The following is a 24,762-nucleotide window of genomic DNA, read 5'->3' on the forward strand; positions in this document are numbered from 1 at the left end:
GTGGCGGCGCTGGCCGCGCAGCTCGGCGACGACGGCGCGGACGTCCTCGCCCCGGCGCTGCCGGTCCTGTCGTCCTGGCGCCGGGCGCGGCTGCGCGACGCCGTCGTCGACGGCTGGTCGTACCGGGTGGTGTGGAAGCGCGCGGCGACGCCCGCCGCCGCCGCGCCGATCGGCGACTGGCTGCTGCTCGAACCGGCCGGCGACCCGGCGGTGGCGCAGTGGGCCGACGCGCTGACGGCGGCGCTCGGCACCGCCGGCGGGACGGTCCACCGCCTGCCGGTGGACCCGCTGACCGCCCGGGACGAGCTGGCGGCCCGGCTGGCCGAGCTGCCGGCGGACCGCCGGTTCGCGGCGGCGGTCTCCCTGCTCGGCCTGCTGGACCGGCCGCACCCCGGCCACCCGGCGGTGTCGACCGGCACCGCCGCGACGGCGACCCTGATCCAAGCCCTGCACGACGCCGACGTCGCGCTGCCGGTGTGGACCCTCACCCGGGGCGCGGTCGGCACCGGCGACGCCGAGGGCGTCCGCAGCGTCGCCCAGGGCGGCCTGTGGGGCCTGGCCCGGGTCGCCGGGCTGGAACACCCCCAGCTCTGGGGCGGCCTGGCCGACCTGCCGGAGCGTCCCGACGCGGCCGGCTGGGACCGGCTCGTGGGCGTGCTGGCCGGTGCCGGCGACGAGGACCAGATCGCCGTACGCCCGTCCGGCGTCTTCGTGCGCCGGCTGGTCCGCGCCGACCCCGCCGGCGTGGGAACCGTCGAACGCTGGCAGCCCTCGGGGACGGTGCTGATCACCGGCGGCACCGGGGCGCTCGGCGCCCACGTGGCCCGCTGGGTGGCGGCCGGCGGCGCCGCGCACGTCGTGCTGACCAGCCGCCGTGGCGAGCGTGCGCCGGGCGCGGCGGAGCTGCGGGACGAGCTGGCCGGGCTCGGCGCGCGGGTGTCGCTGGTCGCCTGCGACGCGGCCGACCGGGCGCAGGTCGAGGCGGTGCTGCGCGACATCGACGCGGACGACGCCCCGCTGACGGCGGTCGTGCACGCCGCCGGGGTGGGTCAGCTCGCCAGGCTGGTGGACACCGACCTGGCCGCGCTCGCCGCCGTCCTCGACGGCAAGATCGCCGGCGCGGTCCACCTGGACGAGCTGCTGGGCGACCGGCCGCTGGACGCGTTTGTGCTGTTCTCCTCGATCGCCGGGATCTGGGGCAGCGGCGGCCAGGCTGCCTACGCCGCCGGCAACGCCTTCCTGGACGCGCTCGCGGAGCGGCGCCGCGCCCGGGGTCTCGCCGCCACGGCGGTCGCCTGGGGCCCCTGGGCCGACGGCGGCATGGCCAGCGGGGAGGGCCAGGAACTGCTGGCCCGGCGCGGCCTCACCGCGATGTCCCCGGCCCAGGCCGTGTACGCCCTGCGCAGCGCCGTCGGCCGATCCGCGCCGTCGCTGACCGTGGCGGACGTCGACTGGTCCCTGTTCACCCCGGCGTTCGCCGCCGCGCGGCCCCGGCCGCTGCTCGACGACATCGCCGAGGCCCGGGACGCCCTGCGGACCGCCGACGAGGAACCGGCCGGCGGGGCCGACGGCGGCCTGCGGCAGCAACTGCTGACCCTGCCCCGCGCCGAGCAGGACCGGCACCTCACCGACCTGGTCCGCACCGTCGCCGCCACCGTCCTCGGGCACACCGGCCCCGAGCTGGTCAAGGCGAGCCGGGCGTTCAAGGAGCTGGGCTTCGACTCGCTGACCGCGGTGGAGCTGCGCAACCGGCTCAGCGCCGCCACCGGCCTCTCCCTGCCCACCACCCTCGTCTTCGACTACCCGAACCCGGCCGCCCTCGCCGACCACCTGTCGTCCGCGCTGCGCCTGCACGAGGTCGACACCGTGAGCACCTGGGGCCCCGCCGGGCCGGTCGACGACGACCCGATCGTCATCGTGGGCATGAGCTGCCGGTATCCCGGCGGCGTGAGCAGCCCCGGCGAGCTGTGGGACCTCGTCGCCACCGGCCGCGACGGCATCGGCGGCTTCCCCGAGGACCGCGACTGGGACATCGCCCGGCTGCTGGCCGCCGACGCCGAGGGCCGGCCGGTGTCGCACACCCGCGAGGGCGGCTTCGTCCCCGGTGCCACGGGCTTCGACCCGGGCTTCTTCGGCATCTCGCCGCGCGAGGCCCTGGCCATGGACCCGCAGCAGCGGCTGCTGCTGGAGGCGTCCTGGGAGGCCCTGGAGCAGGCGGGCGTCGACCCGGACCGGCTGCGAGGCAGCCGCACCGGCGTCTTCGTCGGCGCCTCCCCGTCGGGCTACGGCAGCACCGACGCCCCGGAGGAGCTGGCCGGCTACCAGCTCACCGGGGGAGCGCACAGCGTCATCTCCGGCCGGGTCTCCTACACCCTCGGGCTGGAGGGCCCCGCGGTCACCGTCGACACCGCCTGCTCGTCGTCGCTCGTGGCGGTGCACCTCGCCGCCCAGGCGCTGCGCGGCGGGGAGTGCGACCTGGCCCTGGCCGGCGGCGTGACCGTCATGGTCACCCCCGGCGCGTTCGTCGAGTTCTCCCGGCAGGGCGGCCTCGCCCCCGACGGGCGGTGCAAGTCGTTCGCCGCGTCCGCCGACGGCACCGGCTGGTCCGAGGGCGTCGGCGTGCTGCTGGTCCAGCGCCTGTCCGACGCGCGGCGGCAGGGCCGGCAGGTGCTCGCCGTGCTCGCCGGCAGCGCCGTGAACTCCGACGGCGCGTCCAACGGCCTCACCGCGCCGAACGGCCCCGCGCAGCAGCGGGTCATCCGGGCCGCCCTGGCCAACGCCCGGCTCACCGTCGCCGACGTGGACGCCGTCGAGGCGCACGGCACGGGCACCGTCCTGGGCGACCCGATCGAGGCGCAGGCCGTGCTGGCCACGTACGGGCAGGACCGGCCGGCGGACCGGCCGCTGTTCCTCGGGTCGATCAAGTCGAACATCGGGCACGCGCAGGCCGCCGCCGGGGTCGCCGGCATCATCAAGATGATCATGGCGATGCGGCACGGGCTGCTCCCGTCGACCCTGCACCTCGACGAGCCCACCCCCCACGTGGACTGGTCGGCCGGAGCCGTCTCGCTGCTGACCGAGGCGCGCCCCTGGCCAGAGGTGGACCGCCCCCGCCGGGCCGCCGTGTCCTCCTTCGGCATCAGCGGCACCAACGTCCACCTGATCCTCGAACAGCCCCCCGCCCCGCCGGCCGGGGACGAGGCGGACGCGCAGGAGTCGACTCCCACCGCCACGCGGTCGCTGGCCCCGGTGCTCCTGTCCGCCCGCGACGGCGCGGCCCTGGCGGCCCAGGCGGACCGCTGGGCGGCCTGGCTCACGGCCGACGAGGACCTCCGCCCGCTCGACGTGGCCCTCTCCTCGGTGGTGTCCCGCGCGACGCTGGACGAGCGCGCGGTCATCGCCGCGACCGACCGGGACGACCTGCTCGCGGCGCTGACCGCCCTCGCCGCCGGGGACCCCTCCGGCGTGGTGGTCACCGGTGCAGCGGGCTCGCGGGGCCAGCTCGCGCTGTTGTTCTCCGGTCAGGGCGCGCAGCGCGCCGGCATGGGTCGGCATCTGTACGCCGAATTCCCCGTTTTCGCCGCCGCGTTGGACGAGGTGTGCGGGCATGTGGACCCGTTGCTGCCCCGGCCGCTTCGTGAGGTGCTGTTCGCCGCCGAGGGTTCGGTGGAGGCCGACCTCCTCGATCAGACCGTGTTCACCCAGGCGGGTTTGTTCGCCGTAGAGGTGGCGTTGTTCCGTCTGGTGGAGTCGTTCGGGGTCGTGCCGGACTTTGTGGCCGGTCACTCGGTCGGCGAGATTACGGCCGCGCACGTGGCGGGGGTGTTGTCGCTGGCGGACGCGTGTGTCCTGGTGGCGGCGCGGGGCCGGTTGATGCAGGCGTTGCCTGCGGGTGGCGGGATGTTGGCGGTGGCCGCGTCGGAGGCGGATGTGTTGCCGTCGTTGGACGGGTTGACCGACCGGGTTGGTGTCGCGGCCGTGAACGGTCCGTCGGCCGTCGTGGTGTCCGGTGCGGTCGATGTCCTCGATGAGGTGGAGCGGGTCTGGCGGGGTCGGGGTGTGCGGACGCGCCGGTTGGCGGTGAGTCATGCGTTTCACAGTCCGTTGATGGAGCCGGTGCTCGACGAGTTCCGTGCGGTGTTGGCGGGGTTGACGTTCGCCGCCCCGTTGCTGCCGGTGGTGTCGAACCTGACCGGTGCGCTGGCCGAGGGTGATGAGTTGCGTACCCCGGAGTACTGGGTGCGGCATGTGCGGGAGGCGGTGCGGTTCGCCGACGGGGTCACGGCCCTACGCAGTGCCGGGGTGGACACGTTCCTGGAGATCGGCCCGCAGAGCGTGCTCACCGCGATGGCCGGCGACGTCCTGCCGGCCGGCGACGGCGTACTCACCGTCGCCGCCCAGCGCAAGGACCGGCCCGAGGCCCACTCGCTGGTCGCCGCCCTGGCGGAGCTGCACGTGCACGGGGTGCCGGTGACCTGGGCGCAGTGGTTCGCCGACAGCGGAGCGCAGCGCGTCGACCTGCCCACGTACGCGTTCCAGCACCAGCGGTACTGGCTGTCGCCCGTCGGGCAGGCCGCCGACGTGTCCGGCGCCGGCCTCGGCGTGGCCCGCCACCCGCTGCTCGGCGCGACGGTGTCGGTGGCCGGCGAGGACATGGTGGTGCTGACCGGCCGGCTGTCGCTGTCGTCCCACCCGTGGTTGGCAGACCACGTCGTCTCCGGCGCCGTGGTGGTGCCGGGCACCGCCCTGCTCGACCTCGTCGTCCGGGCCGGCGACGAGGTGGGCGCGTCCCGCGTCCGCGACCTCACCGTGCTCGCCCCGCTGGTGCTGCCCGCAGGCGGCGGCGGAATGCGGGTGCAGGTCCGGGTCGGCCCGGTCGACGCGACGGGCGCCCGGCCGGTCACCGTGCACTCCCAGTCCGAGGAGGACCCGGAGGCCGGCTGGACCCGGCACGCCGACGGCGTCGTCGGTCTCCCCACCGCCGAGGAGCCCACCGTGGGCACCTGGCCCCCGGTCGGCGCGGCCGAGGTGGACCTCACCGGCTGGTACCCGGCCGTCGCCGGGCACGGGCTCGCCTACGGGCCGGTCTTCCAGGGCCTGCGGCGCGCGTGGACCGCCGACGGCACGGTGTACGCCGAGGTGGCCCTCCCCGACACGGTGGTCGGGGACCCGGCCGGATACGGCGTGCACCCGGCGCTGCTGGACGCCGCGCTGCACCCCGTCGGGCTGCTGCCCGCCGAGGCCGCCGGCGACGGCCCCCGGGTGCCGTTCTCCTTCGAGGGCGTGCAGGTCCACACGATCGGCGCGCGGACCCTCCGGGTGCGCCTGACCGCGAGCGGGTCCTCGGTGCGGCTGGTCGCCGTCGACGAGGCCGACACGCCGGTGGTGTCGGTGGACTCTCTGACGCTGCGGGAGATGACCACGGCGGGCACGCCGAACCAGGCGAACCGCTCGCTGTTCGAGGTGTCGTGGCAGCCCGAGCAGGTCGCCCCGGCCGAGGCCGGTTACGGCTGGGCGGTGCTCGGCGGCGCCGCCACCGACGGCGCGGCGCTGACGTCGGCGTACCCGGACGTGGCGGCCGTGGTCGAGGCCGTGACGGGCGCGACGGCCCCGGCCCCGGCGGCGCTGCTGCTGCCCGTGCCCACGGCGACAGAGGCCGCCATGCCCGACGCCGCCAGGCCCGACGCCGCCAGGCCCGACGTCGCCAGGCCCGACGTCGCCAGGCCCGACGCCGCCAGGCCCGACGCCGCCAAGCCCGACGGCGTGCCCGACGCGGTGGCCGCCGCGACCGTGGCCGTGCTGCGCGAGGCGCAGGGCTGGCTGGCCGCCGACGCCCTCGCGGACAGCCGCCTGGTCGTCGTCACCCGTGGGGCGGTCGCCGCCCACCCCGACGACCGGGTCACCGACCTGGCGGGGGCGGCCGTCTGGGGCCTGCTGCGGTCCGCGCAGTCGGAGCACCCCGGCCGGATCGTGCTGGCCGACCTCGAACCCGACGCCGACCTCGGCCCGGAGCTGCTGGCCCTGCTGGCCGGGTTCGCCGCCGACCCGGGCGCGGGCGGGCAGCTCGCGGTGCGCGCCGGCACGGCGTACGTCCCACGGCTGGCCCGCGCGGCCGGTGGCGCGCAGGCCGCGCCGGTGGTCGGCGCGGGCACCGTCCTGGTGACCGGCGGGACCGGCTCGCTGGGCGCACTGGTGGCCGAGCACCTCGTCACGGCGTACGGGGTGCGGTCGCTGGTGCTGGCCTCCCGCCAGGGCCCGGCGGCCCGGGGCGCGGCCGACCTGGTGGAGCGGCTGACCGGCCTCGGCGCCGCCGTCGAGATCGCCACGGCCGACGTGACCGACCGGACGCAGGTCGACGCGCTGGTCCGCCGGATCACCGCCGACGGGCGGCTGGCCGGCGTGGTGCACACCGCCGGCGTCCTCGACGACGGCATCGTCACCGGGATCACCGCCGACGGGCTGGCAAACGTGCTGGCACCCAAGGTCACCGCGGGCTGGTGGCTGCACGAGGCGACGGCGGAGCTGGATCTCGACCTGTTCGTGCTGTTCTCGTCCATCGCCGGCGTGCTCGGTTCCCCCGGCCAGGCCGCGTACGCCGCCGGCAACGCCTTCCTGGACGCCCTCGCCCAGCTCCGCGCCCAGCGGGGCCTGCCGGCGGTGAGCCTCGCGTGGGGCATGTGGGACACCGACGGCATGGCCGGCTCGATCAACGACACCGACCGGGCCCGGGTCAGCCGGGCCGGCCTCACCCCGATGGCCGCCCCCGTCGGCCTCGGGCTGTGGGACGCCGCGCTGGCCCACGGCGGCGCCGCGCTGGTGCCGGCCGTGGTCGACCTGCCGGCCATGCGGGCGCAGACCACCGCCGGCCGGGTGCCGCCGATGCTGCGGACCCTGATCGGCTCGACCGCCGGCCGCAGGCGGCCCGCCGCCGGAGGCTGGGCCGACCGGCTCGCCGGCCTCGACCCGCAGGAGGCGCGCGCCCAGGTCGCCCTGTTGGTCCGGGGCCTGATCGCGCAGGTCCTCGGGCACAGCGGCGCCGACCAGGTGCCCGCCGACCGGGCGTTCCGGGAGCTGGGCTTCGACTCGCTGACCGCCGTGGAGCTGCGGAACCGGATCAACACCGCGACCGGGCTGCGGCTGACCTCCACCCTCGTCTTCGACTACCCGACCCCCGGCGCGCTGTCGGACCACCTCTACGAGCAGCTCTCCGGGCAGGTCGCCGAGCAGCGCGACGCCGTGGCGAACGCGAACGTCGACGAGCCGATCGCGATCGTGGGCATGGCGTGCCGGTACCCGGGCGGCGTGACGAGCCCGGAGCAGCTCTGGCAGTTGGTCGCCACCGGCGCCGACGGGATCGGGGAGTTCCCGGTCGACCGGGGCTGGGACCTCGACCGGATCTTCCACCCCGACCCGGACAACCCCGGGACGTCGTACACCCGGCATGGCGGATTCCTGTACGGGGCGGCCGAGTTCGACCCCGCCTTCTTCGGCATCAGCCCCCGCGAGGCGGTCGCGATGGATCCGCAGCAGCGGCTGCTGCTGGAGGCGTCGTGGGAGACGTTCGAGTCGGCGGGGCTGGACCCGGTGCGGTTGCGGGGCAGCCGGACGGGCGTGTTCGCCGGCCTGATGTACCACGACTACGCCTCGCAGGTGCAGGAGCTGCCCGAGGGGGTGGGCGGCTACATCGGCACCGGCACGTCGGGCAGTGTGTTGTCGGGTCGGGTGGCGTACACGTTCGGCCTGGAGGGGCCGGCCGTCACCGTGGACACCGCCTGCTCGTCGTCGCTGGTGGCGTTGCATTTGGCGGTGCAGGCGTTGCGGTCGGGTGAGTGTGATCTGGCGCTTGCTGGTGGTGTGACGGTGATGGCTACGCCGGGGACGTTCATTGAGTTCTCGCGTCAGCGTGGTCTGTCGCAGGACGGGCGGTGTAGGTCTTTCGCTGGGTCGGCCGATGGTACGGGTTGGTCGGAGGGTGTGGGGGTGCTGCTGGTGCAGCGGCTCTCGGACGCCCGCCGGGAGGGCCGGCGGGTTCTGGCCGTTGTCAGGGGCACGGCGGTGAATCAGGATGGTGCGTCGAATGGGTTGACGGCGCCGAATGGTCCGTCGCAGCAGCGGGTGATCCGGCAGGCCCTGGCCAACGCCCGCCTGACCACGGCCGATGTGGACGCCGTCGAGGCGCATGGCACGGGTACGACGTTGGGTGATCCGATCGAGGCGCAGGCGCTGCTGGCCACCTACGGGCAGGACCGTCCGGCGGGCAGTCCGCTCTGGTTGGGGTCGATCAAGTCGAACATCGGGCACACCCAGGCCGCCGCCGGGGTGGCCGGCGTGATCAAGATGATCATGGCGATGCGGCACGGGACGATGCCGCGCACCCTGCACGTGGACGAGCCGTCGCCGCACATCGACTGGTCGGCGGGCGCGGTCGAGCTGCTCACCGAGGCCCGCGAGTGGCCCGCCCCGGGCCGCCCGCGCCGCGCCGCCGTCTCCTCCTTCGGGGTCAGCGGCACGAACGCCCACGTGATCATCGAGCAGCCGCCCGCCGAGACCCGGACGGCACCGGCGGACGACGACGCCGTACCGCCGCTGGTGCCGGTGCTGCTCTCGGCCCGGACCGAGGCCGCCGTGGCGGCCCAGGCCGACCGGTGGGCCCACTGGCTCGCCGCCGACGAGACCCCGCGCCCGGCGGACGTCGCCTGGTCCTCGCTGGTCAGCCGGTCGACGCTGGAACACCGCGCGGTCGTCACGGCCACCGACAGGGACGAGCTGCTGGCCGGGCTGCGCGCCCTCGCCGCCGGCTCGCCGACCGGTGCGGTCGTCACCGGTACGGGTGCGGCGCGCGGCCCCCTCGCCGTGCTGTTCTCCGGCCAGGGCGCGCAGCGCGCCGGCATGGGCCGGGAACTGGCGGAGGCGTTCCCCGCGTTCGCCGCCGCGTTGGACGAGGTGTGCGGGCACCTGGACCCGCTGCTTCCCCGGCCGCTTCGTGAGGCGCTGAACGCCCCCGAGGGTTCGGCTGATGCGGAGCTGCTCGACCAGACCGTGTTCACCCAGGCCGGGCTGTTCGCCGTCGAGGTGGCGCTGTTCCGGCTGGTCGAGTCGTTCGGGATCGTGCCGGACTTCGTGGCCGGTCACTCCGTCGGCGAGATCACGGCCGCGTACGTGGCCGGGGTGCTGTCCCTGGCGGACGCGTGCGCCCTGGTGGCGGCGCGCGGTCGGTTGATGCAGGCGCTGCCGGCCGGCGGCGGGATGCTGGCCGTCAACGCGTCGGAGGCCGAGGTTCTGCCGACGCTGGACGGGCTGACCGACCGGGTCGGCGTCGCCGCCGTGAACGGCCCGTCGGCCGTCGTCGTCTCCGGTGCCGTCGACGCCCTCGACGAGCTGGAGCAGGTCTGGACGGGCCGAGGCGTACGCACCCGCCGGCTCACGGTCAGCCATGCGTTCCACAGCCCGCTGATGGAACCGATGCTCGACGACTTCCGGGCGGTCCTGGAGGCGCTGACGTTCCGCGCGCCGCTGCTGCCGGTGGTGTCGAACCTGACCGGGACGGTCGCCGACCCGCAGGAGATCACCCGCCCCGACTACTGGGTGCGGCACGTCCGCGCAACCGTCCGGTACGCCGACGGGATCACCGCGCTGCGCGACGCCGGGGTGGACACGTTCCTGGAGGTCGGCCCGCAGAGCGTGCTGACCGCCCTGAACGCCGACCTGCTGGCCGAGGGAACGCTGACGCTCGCAACCCAGCGGCGGGACCGCCCCGCCCCGCAGGCGCTGCTGCACGCGCTGGCGGAGCTGCACGTCAACGGCGTGCCGGTGACCTGGCAGCAGTGGTACGCCGGGGCCCGCCCGACGCTGGTCGACCTGCCCACGTACGCCTTCCAGCACGAGCGGTACTGGCTCGGCGCCGGGCGCCCGCGCGCCGGGGACGTCTCCGGGGCAGGGCTGGGCGTCGCCGGGCACCCGCTGCTCGGCGCGGCCGTGTCGGTGGCCGGCGAGGACGTGGTGGTGTTGACCGGTCGGCTGTCGGTGTCGACGCACGCGTGGCTGGCCGATCATGTGGTTGCCGGTTCCGTGGTGGTGCCGGGGACGGCGTTGGTGGAGTTGGCGGTGCGGGCCGGTGACGAGGTGGGCGCGTCGCGGGTGCGGGAGTTGACGGTGGCGGCGCCGCTGGTGCTGCCCGCCTCGGGTGGGGTGCGGGTGCAGGCGCGGGTCGGCGCGGCCGACGCCTCCGGCTCCCGGGCCGTGACGGTGCACTCCCAGACCGAGGGCGACCCGGAGTCGGAGTGGGTCCGGCACGCCGAGGGCGTGCTCGAAGCGCCCGGCGCGGCGGAGCCGGGCATCGGTGCCTGGCCGCCGGCCGGCGCCGACGAGGTGGACCTGACCGACTGGTACGGCGTGCTCGGCACGCACGGCCTGGCGTACGGGCCGGTGTTCCAGGGGTTGCGGCGTGCCTGGGCCTCCGGCGGTGAGGTGTTCGCCGAGGTGGCGTTGCCGGACGACGCGGCGGGGGAGGCGGCGGCGTTCGGGGTGCACCCGGCGCTGCTGGACGCGGCCCTGCACCCGGTCGGGTTGCTGCTGGCGGGTGAGGCCGGTGGTCCCCGGGTGCCGTGGGTGTTCGAGGGTGTGCAGGTGCACGCCTCGGGGGCGTCGGTGCTGCGGGTGCGGCTGACCCGCGAGGGTTCCGGGGTGCGGCTGGTCGCGGTGGACTCCTCGGGCGCGGCCGTGGTGTCGGTGGACTCGGTGGTGCTGCGGGAGATGACCGGGGTCGTTGCCCCGGGTGCGGCAGCGCGGTCGCTGTTCGAGGTGGCGTGGCGGGCGGAGGAGGTCGTTTCCGCTGGCGACGCGGCGGGGTGGGCGCTGCTGGTAGCGCAGCCGGGGCAGCTCCACAGTGCCGGCGACGAGGGTGCCGGCGACGAGGGTGTCGCCGGGTTGGCCGGCGAGTTGGCGGCCTGGGGTGGGCTGGTCTCGTACCCGGGTGTGGCTGCGGTGACGGAGGCGGTTGCGTCGGGTGCGGCGGTGCCGCCCGCGCTGGTGTTGCCGGTGTCGGCCGTTCCCGGCGTGGCGGTCCCGTCGGCGTTGGTGCCGCCGGTGTCGGGTGTTCCCGGTGTGGCGGTCTCGTCGGCGTTGGTGCCGCCGGTGTCGGCCGTCTCCGGTGTGGCGGTGCCGGAGTCGGTGCGTGAGGTGACGTCGGGTGTGTTGTCGGTTGTGCGGTCGTGGCTGGCCGCCGACGCCCTCGCGGGTTCGAGGCTGGTGGTGGTGACCCGGGGTGCGGTGGTGGCCCGGGACGGCGACGCGGTTGCCGATTTGGCGGGTGCGGCGGTGTGGGGTCTGCTGCGGTCGGCGCAGTCGGAGCACCCCGGCCGGATCGTCCTCGCGGATGTCGACGGTGAGGTGGACGCGGGGGTGGTGGCGGTCCTGGCGCGGGTCGCCGAGGATGCCGTGGGTGCCCAGGTGGCCGTTCGGGGGGGTCGGGTGTTCGTGCCGCGTCTGGTGCGGGCGTCGTCGTCGGGTTCCTCGCTCGTGGTGGGCGAGGGTTCGGTGCTGGTGACCGGCGGCACCGGCTCGCTGGGCGCGCTGGTGGCGGAGCATCTGGTGGTGTCGCACGGGGTGCGGTCGTTGGTGCTGGTGTCGCGGCGTGGCCCTGACGCTGCGGGCGCGGCCGAGCTGGTGGGGCGGTTGGCGGGGCTGGGTGCGTCGGCGCGGGTGGTGGCGTGCGACGTCACCGACCGGGAGCAGGTCACCGGGCTGGTCGCGGAAATCGCGTCGGCGGGTCGGCTGGCGGGTGTGGTGCACACGGCGGGTGTGTTGGACGACGGTGTCGTTTCGGGGATCAGTGCGGAGCGGTTGGCGGGGGTGTTGGCGCCGAAGGTGTCGGCGGGTTGGTGGTTGCACGAGGCGACGGCCGGGCTGGACCTGGATCTGTTCGTGCTGTTCTCGTCGGTGGCTGGGGTGTTGGGTTCGCCTGGTCAGGCGGCGTATGCGGCGGGTAATGCGTTCCTGGATGCGTTGGCGGTGTGGCGGCGGCAGGTGGGTCTGTCGGCGGTCAGCCTGGCGTGGGGGATGTGGGACACGGCGGGTATGGGGGCGTCGATCGGTGAGGTGGATCGGGTGCGTTCGGTGCGGTCGGGGCTGCCGCCGATGAGTGCTGAGATTGGTCTTGAGTTGTTCGATGCGGCGGTGGTGGCGGGGCGTTCGGTGTTGGTGCCGGTGGTGGTGGATGTGCCGGCGTTGCGGGCTGCGGTGTCGGGTGGTGTGGTGCCGCCGATGCTGCGGGCGCTGGTCGGCCAGGCGGTGACGCGCCGCCAGGCGGGACAGGGTGGCGACTGGGCCAACCAGTTGGCGAGTCTGACCCCCGAGGAGGCCCGCACCCAGATCGACGTGCTGATCAGGGGCTTGGTTGCCCAGGTGCTCGGTCATGGTGGGGCGGAGTCGGTGCCGGCGGATCGGGCGTTTCGGGAGCTCGGGTTCGACTCGTTGACGGCGGTGGACCTGCGGAACCGGTTGAACGCGGCGACGGGGCTGCGGTTGGCCTCGACGCTGGTGTTCGACTACCCGACCCCGGCCGTGCTCGCCGACCACCTCTACGAACTGGTCTCCGGTCAGATCACCGCCCGGCGGTCGGCGGTGGTGACCGCGGGCACCGACGAGCCGATCGCGATCGTGGGCATGGCCTGCCGGTACCCGGGTGGGGTGGAGACGCCGGAGCAGCTGTGGACCCTGCTGTCCGCCGGAGGCGACGGCATCTCCGAGTTTCCGACCGACCGTGGCTGGGACCTCGACGGCCTCTTCGACCCGGACCCGGACCGCAGCGGCACCTCGTACACCCGGCACGGCGGGTTCCTGCACGGCGCGGCGGACTTCGACCCGGCCTTCTTCGGGATCAGCCCCCGCGAGGCGATCGCCATGGACCCGCAGCAGCGGTTGCTGCTGGAGGCGTCGTGGGAGTCGTTCGAGTCGGCGGGGGTGGATCCGCAGTGGTTGCGGGGCAGCCGGACGGGTGTGTTCGCGGGCGTCATGTACCACGACTACGCCTCCCGGTTGGAGGACCTTCCGCAGGACGCCGAGGGATACGTGGGGACCGGCACGTCGGGCAGTGTGCTGTCGGGTCGGGTGGCGTACACGTTCGGGCTGGAGGGCCCGGCGGTGACGGTGGATACGGCGTGTTCGTCGTCGTTGGTGGCGTTGCATTTGGCGGCGCAGGCGCTGCGGTCGGGTGAGTGTGATCTGGCGTTGGCTGGTGGTGTGACGGTGATGGCGACGCCGGGGACGTTCATCGAGTTCTCGCGTCAGCGTGGTCTGTCGCAGGACGGCCGGTGCAAGTCTTTCGCCGGGTCGGCCGACGGCACGGGCTGGTCGGAGGGTGTGGGGGTGCTGCTGGTGCAGCGGCTCTCGGACGCCCGCCGGGAGGGCCGGCGGGTCTTGGCGGTGGTGCGGGGCACGGCGGTGAACCAGGACGGCGCGTCGAACGGGCTCACCGCGCCGAATGGTCCGTCGCAGCAGCGGGTGATCCGGCAGGCCCTCGCCAACGCCCGCCTCACGCCGGCCGACGTGGACGCGGTGGAGGCGCACGGCACGGGCACGACGCTGGGTGACCCGATCGAGGCGCAGGCGCTGCTCGCCACCTACGGGCAGGACCGTCAGGCGGATCGGCCGCTGCTCCTTGGGTCGATCAAGTCGAACATCGGGCACACCCAGGCCGCCGCAGGGGTGGCGGGCATCATCAAGATGGTCATGGCGATGCGGCACGGGGTGGTGCCGGCGACGTTGCACGTGGACGAGCCGTCGCCGCACATCGACTGGACGGCGGGTGCGGTCGCCCTGGCCACGGAGGCGACGCCGTGGCCGGTCGTGAACCGGCCGCGTCGGGCGGCGGTGTCGTCGTTCGGGATTTCGGGCACGAATGCGCATGTGATCATCGAGCAGCCGGCGGCTGCGGTGATCGAGGGTGTGGTTGTTGGTTCGGTGGTGCCGGTGGTGGTGCCGGTGGTGTTGTCGGGTCGTACGGATGGTGCGTTGGCGGCGCAGGCGGGCCGGTGGGCGCGCTGGCTGTCGGCCGGTGAGGCCCTGCGTCCGGTGGACGTGGGCTGGTCGTCGATCACCACCCGACCCGCCCTGGAGCACCGTGCCGTGGTCACGGCCACCGGACGCGAAGACCTGCTCGCGGCGCTGACCGCCCTCGCCGCCGGGGACCCCTCCGGCGCGGTGGTCACCGGCGCCGCCGGCCAGCGGGGTCAGCTGGCCCTGTTGTTCTCCGGTCAGGGCGCACAGCGTGCCGGCATGGGTCGGGAGTTGGCGGAGGCGTTCCCCGTGTTCGCCGCCGCGTTGGACGAGGTGTGCGGGCATGTGGACCCGCTGCTGCCCCGGCCGCTTCGTGAGGTGCTGTTCGCCGCCGAGGGTTCGGTGGAGGCTGGGCTGCTGGATCAGACTGTGTTCACCCAGGCGGGTTTGTTCGCCGTAGAGGTGGCGTTGTTCCGTCTGGTGGAGTCGTTCGGGGTCGTGCCGGACTTTGTGGCCGGTCACTCGGTCGGCGAGATTACGGCCGCGCACGTCGCCGGTGTGTTGTCGCTGGCGGACGCGGCTGCTCTCGTCGCCGCCCGTGGTCGCCTGATGCAGGCGTTGCCGGCGGGCGGCGGGATGCTGGCGGTGGCCGCGTCGGAGGCGGATGTGTTGCCGTCGTTGGACGGGTTGACCGACCGGGTTGGTGTCGCGGCCGTGAACGGTCCGTCGGCCGTCGTGGTGTCCGGTGCGGTCGACGCCCTCGACGAGGTGGAGCGAACCTGGCGGGGCCAGGGCGTCCGGACGCGCCGGTTGGCGGTGAGTCATGCGTTTCACAGTCCGTTGATGGAGCCGGTGCTCGACGAGTTCCGTGCGGTGTTGGCGGGGTTGACGTTCGCCGCCCCGTTGCTGCCGGTGGTGTCGAACCTGACCGGTGCGCTGGCCGAGGGTGATGAGTTGCGTACCCCGGAGTACTGGGTGCGGCATGTGCGGGAGGCGGTGCGGTTCGCCGACGGGGTCACGGCCCTACGCAGTGCCGGGGTGGACACGTTCCTGGAGATCGGCCCGCAGAGTGTGCTGACCGCGATGGCCGCCGACGTCCTGCCGGCGGGCGAGGGTGTGTTGGCTGTCGCCGCCCAGCGTCGGGACCGGCCCGAGGCTCACGGGCTGGTCGCGGCCCTGGCGGAGCTGCACGTGCACGGGGTGCCGGTGACCTGGGCGCAGTGGTTTGCCGACACCGGAGCGACCCGGGTCGACCTGCCCACGTACGCGTTCCAGCGGGAGCGGTACTGGCCGGCGGCCGGCCGCCCGAGGTCCGGTGACGTCTCCCGGGCCGGCCTGGGCGACGCCGAACACCCGATGCTGGGCGCGGCGGTGGACCTGGCCGGCGACGACGAGATCGTGCTGACCGGCCGGCTGTCGCTGGCCACCCACCCGTGGCTGGCGGACCACGCGGTCTCCGGCGTGACGCTCGTCCCCGGGGCAGCCCTCGTCGAACTTGCGGTACGCGCCGGCGACGAGGTCGGCCTCTCCCGGCTGCGGGAGCTGACCGTGGCCGCCCCGCTGATGGTTCCCGCCTCCGGCGGCGTGCGGATCCAGGTCCGGGTCGACGGGTCCGCCGGCTCCCCGGAGCGCGCCGTGGCCATCTACTCGCGCCGCGACGACGATGCCGAGGCGGGCTGGACCCGGCACGCGGACGGCGTGCTCGAAGCCTCCTACCCGGAGGAGCCGGGCATCGGTGCCTGGCCGCCGGCAGGCGCGTCCGAGGTGGACCTGACCGACTGGTACGCCGCCTTGGCTGGGCACGGACTGGCGTACGGGCCGGTGTTCCGGGGCCTGCGACGCGCCTGGACGGCCGACGGTGCGGCGTACGCCGAGGTGGCGTTGCCGGACGACGCGGCGGGCGACGCGGCGCGGTTCGGCGTCCACCCGGCGCTGCTGGACGCCGCCCTGCACCCGATCGGGCTGCTTTCCGGCGCGGAGTCGGACGGCCCCCGGGTGCCGTTCGCGTTCGAGGGCGTGCAGGTGCACGCCACTGGGGCGTCGGTGCTGCGGGTGCGGCTCACGCCGGTCGGCTCCGGGGTGCGGCTGGTCGCGGTGGACTCCTCGGGCGCCGCCGTGGTGTCGGTGGACTCGCTCGTGCTGCGGGAGATGACCGGGGTCGTTGCCCCGGGTGCGGCAGCGCGGTCGCTTTTCGAGGTGGCGTGGCGGGCGGAGGAAACCGTTTCCGCCGGCGACGTGTCCGGTTGGGCGCTGCTGGTAGCGCAGACGGGGCAGCTCCGTAGTGCCGGCGAAGAGGGTGCCGGCGAAGAGGGTGTCGGCGAAGAGGGTGTCGGCGACGAGGGCGTCGCCGGGCTGGCCGGCGAGCTGACGACCCGGGGCGGGCTGGCGTCGTACCCGGATGTGGCTGCGGTGGTGGACGCGGTCGCGGCGGGCGTGGCGGCACCCTCGGCGCTGGTGTTGCCGGTGTCGGCCGTTCCCGGCGTGGCGGTCCCGTCGGCGTTGGTGCCGCCGGTGTCGGGTGTTCCCGGTGTGGCGGTCTCGTCGGCGTTGGTGCCGCCGGTGTCGGCCGTCTCCGGTGTGGCGGTGCCGGAGTCGGTGCGTGAGGTGACGTCGGGTGTGTTGTCGGTTGTGCGGTCGTGGCTGGCCGCCGACGCCCTCGCGGGTTCGAGGCTGGTGGTGGTGACCCGGGGTGCGGTGGTGGCCCGGGACGGCGACGCGGTTGCCGATTTGGCGGGTGCGGCGGTGTGGGGTCTGCTGCGGTCGGCGCAGTCGGAGCACCCCGGCCGGATCGTCCTCGCTGACCTGGAAGCCGGCGGCGTGGAACCCGAGCTGCTCACCGTGCTCGCCGGTGCCACGGGCGCGGGCGGTCAGGTGGCCGTTCGGGCGGGTCGGGTGTTCGTGCCGCGTCTGGTGCGGGCGTCGTCGTCGGGTTCCTCGCTTGTGGTGGGTGAGGGTTCGGTGCTGGTGACGGGCGGTACGGGTGCACTGGGTGCCCTCGTCGCGGAGCACCTCGTCCGGGCGCACGGGGTGCGGTCGTTGGTGTTGGTGTCGCGGCGGGGTGCGAATGCTGCGGGTGCGGCCGGGCTGGTGGAGCGGTTGGCCGGCTTGGGCGCAGCCGCTCGGGTGGTGGCGTGTGACGTGACGGACCGGGAGCAGGTGTTGGGGCTGGTCGCCGACGTCGTCGCGGGGGGTCGGTTGGCGGGTGTGGTGCACACGGCGGGTGTGTTGGACGACGGTGTGGTGGAAGGGCTGTCGGCGGAGCGGTTGGCGGGGGTGTTGGCGCCGAAGGTGTCGGCGGGTTGGTTCCTGCATGAGGCGACGGCGGGTCTGGATCTGGATCTGTTTGTGGTGTTCTCGTCGGTGGCGGGGGTGTTGGGTTCGCCTGGTCAGGCGGCGTATGCGGCGGGTAACGCGTTCTTGGACGCGTTGGCGGTGTGGCGGCGGCAGGTGGGTCTGTCGGCGGTCAGCCTGGCGTGGGGGATGTGGGACACGGCGGGTATGGGGGCGTCGATCGGTGAGGTGGATCGGGTGCGTTCGGTGCGGTCGGGTCTGCCGCCGATGAGCGTCGAGACTGGGCTTGAGCTGTTCGACGCGGCGATGGCCGCATACCGGCCGACCCTGGTGCCGGTGGTGGTCGACGTGTCGGCCTTGCGGGCTGCTGCCACCGGTGGTGTGGTGCCGCCGATGTTGCGGGCGCTGGTCGGCACGTCCACGACGCGCCGCCAGGCGGGACAGGGCGGAGACGGTTGGGCCGGACGGCTCGCCGGGCTCACCGAGGACGAGGGCCGGGCGCAGGTCGCCCTGCTCGTCCGGGGCTTGGTTGCCCAGGTGCTCGGGCATGGTGGGGCGGAGTCGGTGCCGGCGGACCGGGCGTTCCGGGAGTTGGGCTTCGACTCGTTGACGGCGGTGGACCTGCGGAACCGGTTGAACGCTGCGACGGGGCTGCGGTTGGCCTCGACGCTGGTGTTCGACTACCCGACCCCGGCCGTGCTCGCCGAGCACCTGTGGTCCGAGCTGGCCGGCGTACGCCGGTCAACGGCGCAGCCGACCGCCAGCGCGGTCGCCGGCCTCGACGAGCCGATCGCGATCGTGGGCATGGCCTGCCGGTACCCGGGCGGGGTCGACAGCCCTGACCAACTGTGGGAGCTGCTGGCCGGCGGCGGAGACGGCATCTCGGAGTTCCCGGCGGACCGGGGCTGGGACCTGGAGTCGCTGTTCGATCCGGATCCGAGCAGCAGTGGCACGTCGTACACCCGGCACGGTGGATTCCTGTACGGGGCGGCGGACTTCGATCCGGCCTTCTTCGGGATCTCGCCGCGTGAGGCTCTGGCGATGGATCCGCAGCAGCGGTTGTTGCTGGAGGCGTCGTGGGAGTCGTTCGAGTCGGCGGGGGTGGATCCGCAGTGGTTGCGGGGCAGCCGAACGGGTGTGTTCGCGGGCGTGATGTACCACGACTACGCGTCGCGGCTGATGGACGTGCCGGGCGAGGTCGAGGGATACGTGGGGACCGGCACGTCGGGCAGTGTGCTGTCGGGTCGGGTGGCGTACACGTTCGGCCTGGAAGGGCCGGCCGTCACCGTGGACACCGCCTGTTCGTCCTCGTTGGTGGCGTTGCATCTGGCGGCGCAGGCGTTGCGCTCCGGTGAGTGTGATCTGGCTCTTGCCGGTGGTGTGACGGTGATGGCCACGCCGGGGACGTTCATCGAGTTCTCGCGTCAGCGTGGCCTGTCGCAGGACGGGCGGTGCAAGTCGTTCGCCGCCGCCGCCGACGGCACGGGCTGGTCCGAGGGTGTCGGGGTCCTTCTCGTGCAGCGGCTGTCGGATGCGCAGCGTGAGGGGCGGAACATCCTGGCCGTGGTGCGGGGTACGGCCGTGAACCAGGATGGTGCGTCGAACGGTCTTACCGCGCCGAATGGTCCGTCGCAGCAGCGGGTGATCCGGCAGGCTTTGGCGAATGCCCGTCTGACCACGACCGACGTGGACGCCGTCGAGGCGCACGGCACGGGCACCACCTTGGGTGACCCGATCGAGGCGCAGGCCCTACTCGCGACGTACGGGCAGGACCGTCAGGCGGACCGGCCGCTGCTCCTTGGGTCGGTCAAGTCGAACATCGGTCATACGCAGGCGGCGGCTGGTGTGGCGGGCATCATCAAGATGATCATGGCGATGCGGCATGGTGTGGTGCCGGCGACCCTGCACGTGGACGAGCCGTCCCCGCACATCGACTGGACGGCCGGTGCGGTCACTCTGGCCACCGAGGCGACGCCGTGGCCAGCCGTGAACCGGCCGCGTCGGGCGGCGGTGTCGTCGTTCGGGATTTCGGGCACGAATGCCCATGTGATCATCGAGCAGCCTGCGGTGGTTGAGGGTGTGGTTGTCGGTCGGGTGGTGCCTTCGGTGGTGCCGGTGGTGTTGTCGGGGCGTGATGGTGCGTTGGTGGCGCAGGCGGGCCGGTGGGCGCGCTGGCTGTCGGCCGACGAGGCCCTGCGTCCGGTGGACGTGGCCTGGTCGTCGATCACCACCCGACCCGCCCTAGAACAGCGGGCGGTGCTCCTGGCGACCGACCGGGACGGCCTGCTGTCCGCCCTTCGAGCCCTCGACGCGGGCGAGCCCTCCGGCGCGGCCGTCACGGGCGCCGCCACCGAGCGGGGCCGGCTCGCGCTGCTGTTCTCCGGTCAGGGCGCACAGCGTGCCGGCATGGGCCGGGACCTGGCGGAGGCGTTCCCCGTGTTCGCCGCCGCGCTCGACGAGGTGTGCGCCGAACTGGACGGCCGGCTGCCGCGCCCCCTCCGGGAGGCGCTGTTCGCCGCACCGGGGTCCGAGGCGGCGGGCCTGCTCGACCAGACCGTGTTCACCCAGGCGGGTTTGTTCGCCGTAGAGGTGGCGTTGTTCCGTCTGGTGGAGTCGTTCGGGATCGTGCCGGACTTCGTGGCCGGTCACTCGGTCGGCGAGATCACGGCCGCGCACGTCGCCGGGGTGCTGTCCCTGGCCGACGCCTGCGCCCTGGTGGCGGCACGCGGTCGGTTGATGCAGGCGCTGCCGGCCGGCGGCGGGATGCTCGCCGTCGCCGCAGCCGAGGCGGATGTCCTGTCCAGCCTGGACGGATTCGCCGGCCGGGTGGGGATCGCGGCCGTCAACGGCCCGACGTCCGTGGTGGTGTCCGGGGCGGTCGACGCCCTCGACGAGGTCGAGCAGGCGTGGCGGGGCCGGGGCGTGCGAACCCGCCGGTTGACCGTCAGCCACGCGTTCCACAGCCCGCTGATGGAGCCGATGCTCGACGAGTTCCGCGCCGTGCTGGCCGGGTTGACGTTCGCCGCTCCGCTCCTGCCGGTGGTGTCGAACCTGACCGGTGCGCTGGCCGACGGCGATGAGCTGCGTACCCCGGAGTACTGGGTGCGGCATGTGCGGGAGGCGGTTCGGTTCGCCGACGGGGTCACCGCCCTGAAGACCGCCGGGGTGGACACGTTCCTGGAGATCGGCCCGCAGAGCGTGCTGACCGCGATGGCCGGCGACATTTTGCCGGCCGGCGATGGCGTACTCACCGTCGCCGCCCAGCGCAAGGACCGGCCCGAGGCCCACTCGCTGGTCGCCGCCCTGGCGGAGCTGCATGTGCACGGGGTGCCGGTGACCTGGGCGCAGTGGTTCGCCGACAGCGGAGCGCAGCGCGTCGACCTGCCCACGTACGCGTTCCAGCACCAGCGGTACTGGCCCGAGGCCGCGCCCCGGCCGCTGACCGTCGAGGACGGACGCGACGCCGACTTCTGGGCCGCCGTCGAGCGCGGCGACCTCACCGCCCTCGCCAGCCAACTCGGCGACGACGCCGCCGTGGACGCCCTCACCCCGGCCCTGCCCGTGCTGTCGCAGTGGCGCCGGGCCCGGACCCGGGACACCGCGCTGGACGGGTGGTCGTACCGGGTCGGCTGGGAGCCGGTCCGGCCGGCCCCGGCGACCGGACTGCCCGGGCGGTGGCTGGTCGTCACCGTCGGCAGCGGCGCCGACGCGGGCGTGGCGAAGACGCTGGCCGAGGCCGGCGCCCGCGTCGACACCCTGACCGTGCAGCCGGCCCAGACCAGGGCCGAGCTGGCCGGGCGGCTGCGCCGGATCGGCGACGAGGGCTGGGCGGGGGTGCTGTGCGTCCTGCCCCGGCAGGACCGGCCGCTCCCCAACGCGCCCGGGGTCCCCGCCGGCACGGCGGCGCTGCTCATCCTCACCCAGGCGCTGACCGACACGGGCCTGCCCGGCCGGGTGTGGGCGCTCAGCCGGGCCGCCCTGCCGGTCTCGGCGGCGGAGCGGGCCGGCGACGTCTGGGCGGCGCTCGCCTGGGGCCTCGGCCGGTCCGTCGCCCTGGAACAGCCGGACCGCTGGGGCGGGCTGGTGGACCTGCCCGCCCGCGCCGATCGTGGCACCCGCGCCGCCCTCGTCGCGGTGCTCGCCGACGGCGCCCTCGACCAGGTGGCGGTGCGCCGCACCGGCGTCTTCGCCCGTCGCCTCGTGCCCGCCGCCCCGCCCGTCGGGCCGGGTTGGCGGCCGTCGGGCACGGTGCTGGTCACCGGCGGTACCGGTGCGCTGGGTCGGCACACCGCCCGGTGGCTGCTGGCCAACGGGGCCGCCGAGGTGGTCCTCGCCTCCCGGCGGGGCCCCGACGCCCCCGGCGCCGCCGAGATGGTGGGCGACCTCGCCGACCTCGGCACGGTGCGGGTCGTCGCCTGCGACGTCACCGACGCCGAGGCCGTGGCCGCGCTGGTCGCCGGCCTGCCGGACCTGACCGCCGTCGTGCACACCGCCGGCGCGTCCGGCGGCACCACCCCGGCGTACGGGCTGACCGACGGCGAGCTGTCGGAGACCCTGGCCGGCAAGGTGCTCGGGGCCGTACACCTGGACACCGCCTGCTGGGGCCGGGACCTCGACGCGTTCGTCGTGTTCTCCTCCGTCGCCGGTGTCTGGGGCGGCGGCGGCCAGGCCGGGTACGCGGCCGGCAACGCCCTGCTCGACGTGCTCGTCGCCGCCCGCCGGGCCGCCGGCCTGCCCGCCACCGCCCTCGCGTACGGGCCGTGGGCGTCCGACGGCATGGCCGCCGGGGAGACCGCCGACGGTCTGCGCCGCCGCGGGTTCGCCCCGCTCGCGCCCGAGGCCGCCGTGGCGGCGCTGGGCCGGTGGGTCAACGCCCCGGAGGCGGCGCCGGTGATCGCGGACGTGGACTGGTCCCGGTTCCTCGCCGCGTTTACCGCGGCGCGGCCGAGCGGCCTGTTCGACCGGGTCGCCCCGGTCGGCGTCGAACAGCCGGAGCCGCAGCCCGAGGAGACCGACGTCACCGCCGCCCTGCGATCCCGGCTCGCCGGGCTGCCGGCGACCGGCCAGGAGACGCTGCTGGTCGACCTCGTCCGGGCGGAGGCGGCGGCGGTCCTCGGTCACGGCTCCACCGACCAGGTGCCGGCCGGTCGTGCCTTCCGGGAGCTGGGCTTCGACTCCCTCGCGGCCGTGCAGCTACGGGACCGGCTCGGCCGGGTCACCGGGCTGACCCTGCCGTCGACCGTGGTCTTCGACCACCCGTCGGCGCTGGAGCTGGCCCGCTTCCTGCGTACCGGACTGGTGGCCGGCGCGGCCGACGGCCCGGCGGCCGGCGGCACCGTGGTCCGGCCGGCGGCCGACGAGCCGATCGCGATCGTGTCGATGGCCTGCCGCTTCCCCGGCAGGGTGTCGTCCCCGCAGGAGCTGTGGCGGCTGCTGGCCGAGGGGACGGACGCGGTGACGCCGATGCCCACCGACCGGGGCTGGGACCTGGGCTCCCTGTTCGACAGCGACCCGGATCGGGTCGGCACCAGCTACACCCGCAGCGGCGGCTTCCTGACCGACGTGGCCGGGTTCGACGCCGCGTTCTTCGGCATCAACCCGCGCGAGGCCCTGGCCATGGACCCGCAGCAGCGGCTGCTGCTGCACGCCACCTGGGAGGTGTTCGAGTCCGCCGGCATCGACCCGCAGCGGGTACGCGGCACCGCCACCGGCGTGTTCATGGGCACCAACGGCCAGGACTACGCCACCCTGCTGCTCGGCGCCCGGTCCCAGGTGGAGGGCTACCAGGCCACCGGCAACGGCGCCTCCGTCGTTTCCGGCCGGCTGGCGTACTCGTTCGGCCTGCACGGGCCGGCGGTCACCGTCGACACGGCCTGCTCGTCGGCGCTGGTCGCCCTGCACCTGGCCGCCCAGGCGCTGCGCTCCGGCGAGTGCGACATGGCCCTGGCCGGCGGCGTGACGGTGATGTCGACGCCGGGGGCGTTCCTGGAGTTCTCCCGGCAGCGCGGCCTCGCCGAGGACGGCCGGGTCAAGGCGTTCGCCGCCGGCGCGGACGGCACCGGCTGGGGTGAGGGCGTCGGCATCCTGCTGCTGCAACGGCTCTCCGACGCGCAGCGCGACGGCAACCGGATCCTCGCTGTGGTGCGCGGCAGCGCGGTCAACCAGGACGGCGCCAGCAACGGCCTGACCGCCCCGAACGGGCCGGCGCAGCAGCGGGTGATCCGGCAGGCGCTGGACGTCGCCGGACTGACGCCCGGTGACGTCGACGCCGTCGAGGCGCACGGCACCGGCACCACCCTCGGCGACCCGATCGAGGCACAGGCGCTGCTGGCCACGTACGGGCACCAGCGGCCGGCGGACCGGCCGCTGTGGCTGGGCTCGGTCAAGTCGAACATCGGGCACACCCAGGCCGCGGCGGGTGCCGCCAGCCTGATCAAGATGGTGCTCGCCCTCCAGCACGAGCTGCTGCCGGCGACGCTGCACGTCGACGCGCCGACCCCGCACGTGGACTGGTCGTCGGGCGCGCTGGCGCTGCTCACCGAGGCCCGGCCGTGGACCGGGACGGACCGCCCCCGCCGGGCCGGCGTCTCCTCGTTCGGGATCAGCGGCACCAACGCCCACGTCATCATCGAGGAGGCCCCCGCGCCGCAGCCGGCCGTCGAACCGGACCGGGGGACCGACCACGCCGCGCCGGACGGGCACCGGGTCGACCCGAACCGGGGGACCGCGCCGGCCGTGCCGGACGGGCACCGGGTCGACCCGAACCCGGCCGCCGGCCGGTCGGCGGACCCGACGCCCCTGCTCTCCGGGGCGGACCCGGCCGGGCTGCGCGACCAGGCTGGCCGGTCGGCGGACCCGACGCCCCTGCCGTGGCTGCTCTCCGGGGCGGACCCGGCCGGGCTGCGCGGCCAGGCGGGCCGGCTGGCCGGCCTGGTGGCGACCGGTGCGGGCGACCCCGGCCGGATCGCCTGGGGCCTCGCGGCGGGACGGGCCCACCTCGGCCACCGCGCGGTCGTCGTCGCGGCCGACGGGCCGACCCGGTCGGCGGCGCTGCGGGCGCTGGCCGCCGGTGAGCCGCATCCCGCGCTCACCACGGCCCGCCGCCGCTCCGGCGGCCTCGCCGTCCTCTTCTCCGGCCAGGGCGCCCAGCTCGCCGGCATGGGCCGGGAGCTGTACGCCGCGTTCGGGGTGTTCGCGGCGGCGCTGGACGAGGTGTGCGCCGGGCTGGACCCGCTGTTGCCGCAGCCGCTGAAGCCGGTGCTGTTCGCCGAGGAGGGCACCGCCGAGGCGGGCCTGCTGGACCGGACCGTGTTCACCCAGGCCGGTCTGTTCGCCGTCGAGGTGGCGCTGTTCCGGCTGGTCGAGTCGTTCGGGGTCGCGCCGGACCTGGTCGGCGGCCACTCGATCGGCGAGATCACGGCCGCGCACGTGGCCGGCGTGCTGTCCCTGGCCGACGCGTGCGCCCTGGTGGCGGCG

1 protein-coding gene (running past one end of the window) is annotated in these 24,762 nt (G+C 75.1%); it reads left to right on the top strand.

Annotation, left to right across the window (positions count from 1 at the left end; all coding sequences use genetic code 11):
* Positions 1–24,762, top strand: partial view of a type I polyketide synthase gene (locus tag GVV04_RS33530; protein WP_407938838.1) — the 5' portion only. Its footprint extends 2,787 nt past the window's final position; the window shows 24,762 of its 27,549 coding nt (coding positions 1–24,762); the start codon lies at positions 1–3; the stop codon falls past the right edge of the window.

The sequence above is a fragment of the Micromonospora rubida genome, from assembly GCF_009908295.1.
Lineage (GTDB): Bacteria > Actinomycetota > Actinomycetes > Mycobacteriales > Micromonosporaceae > Micromonospora > Micromonospora rubida.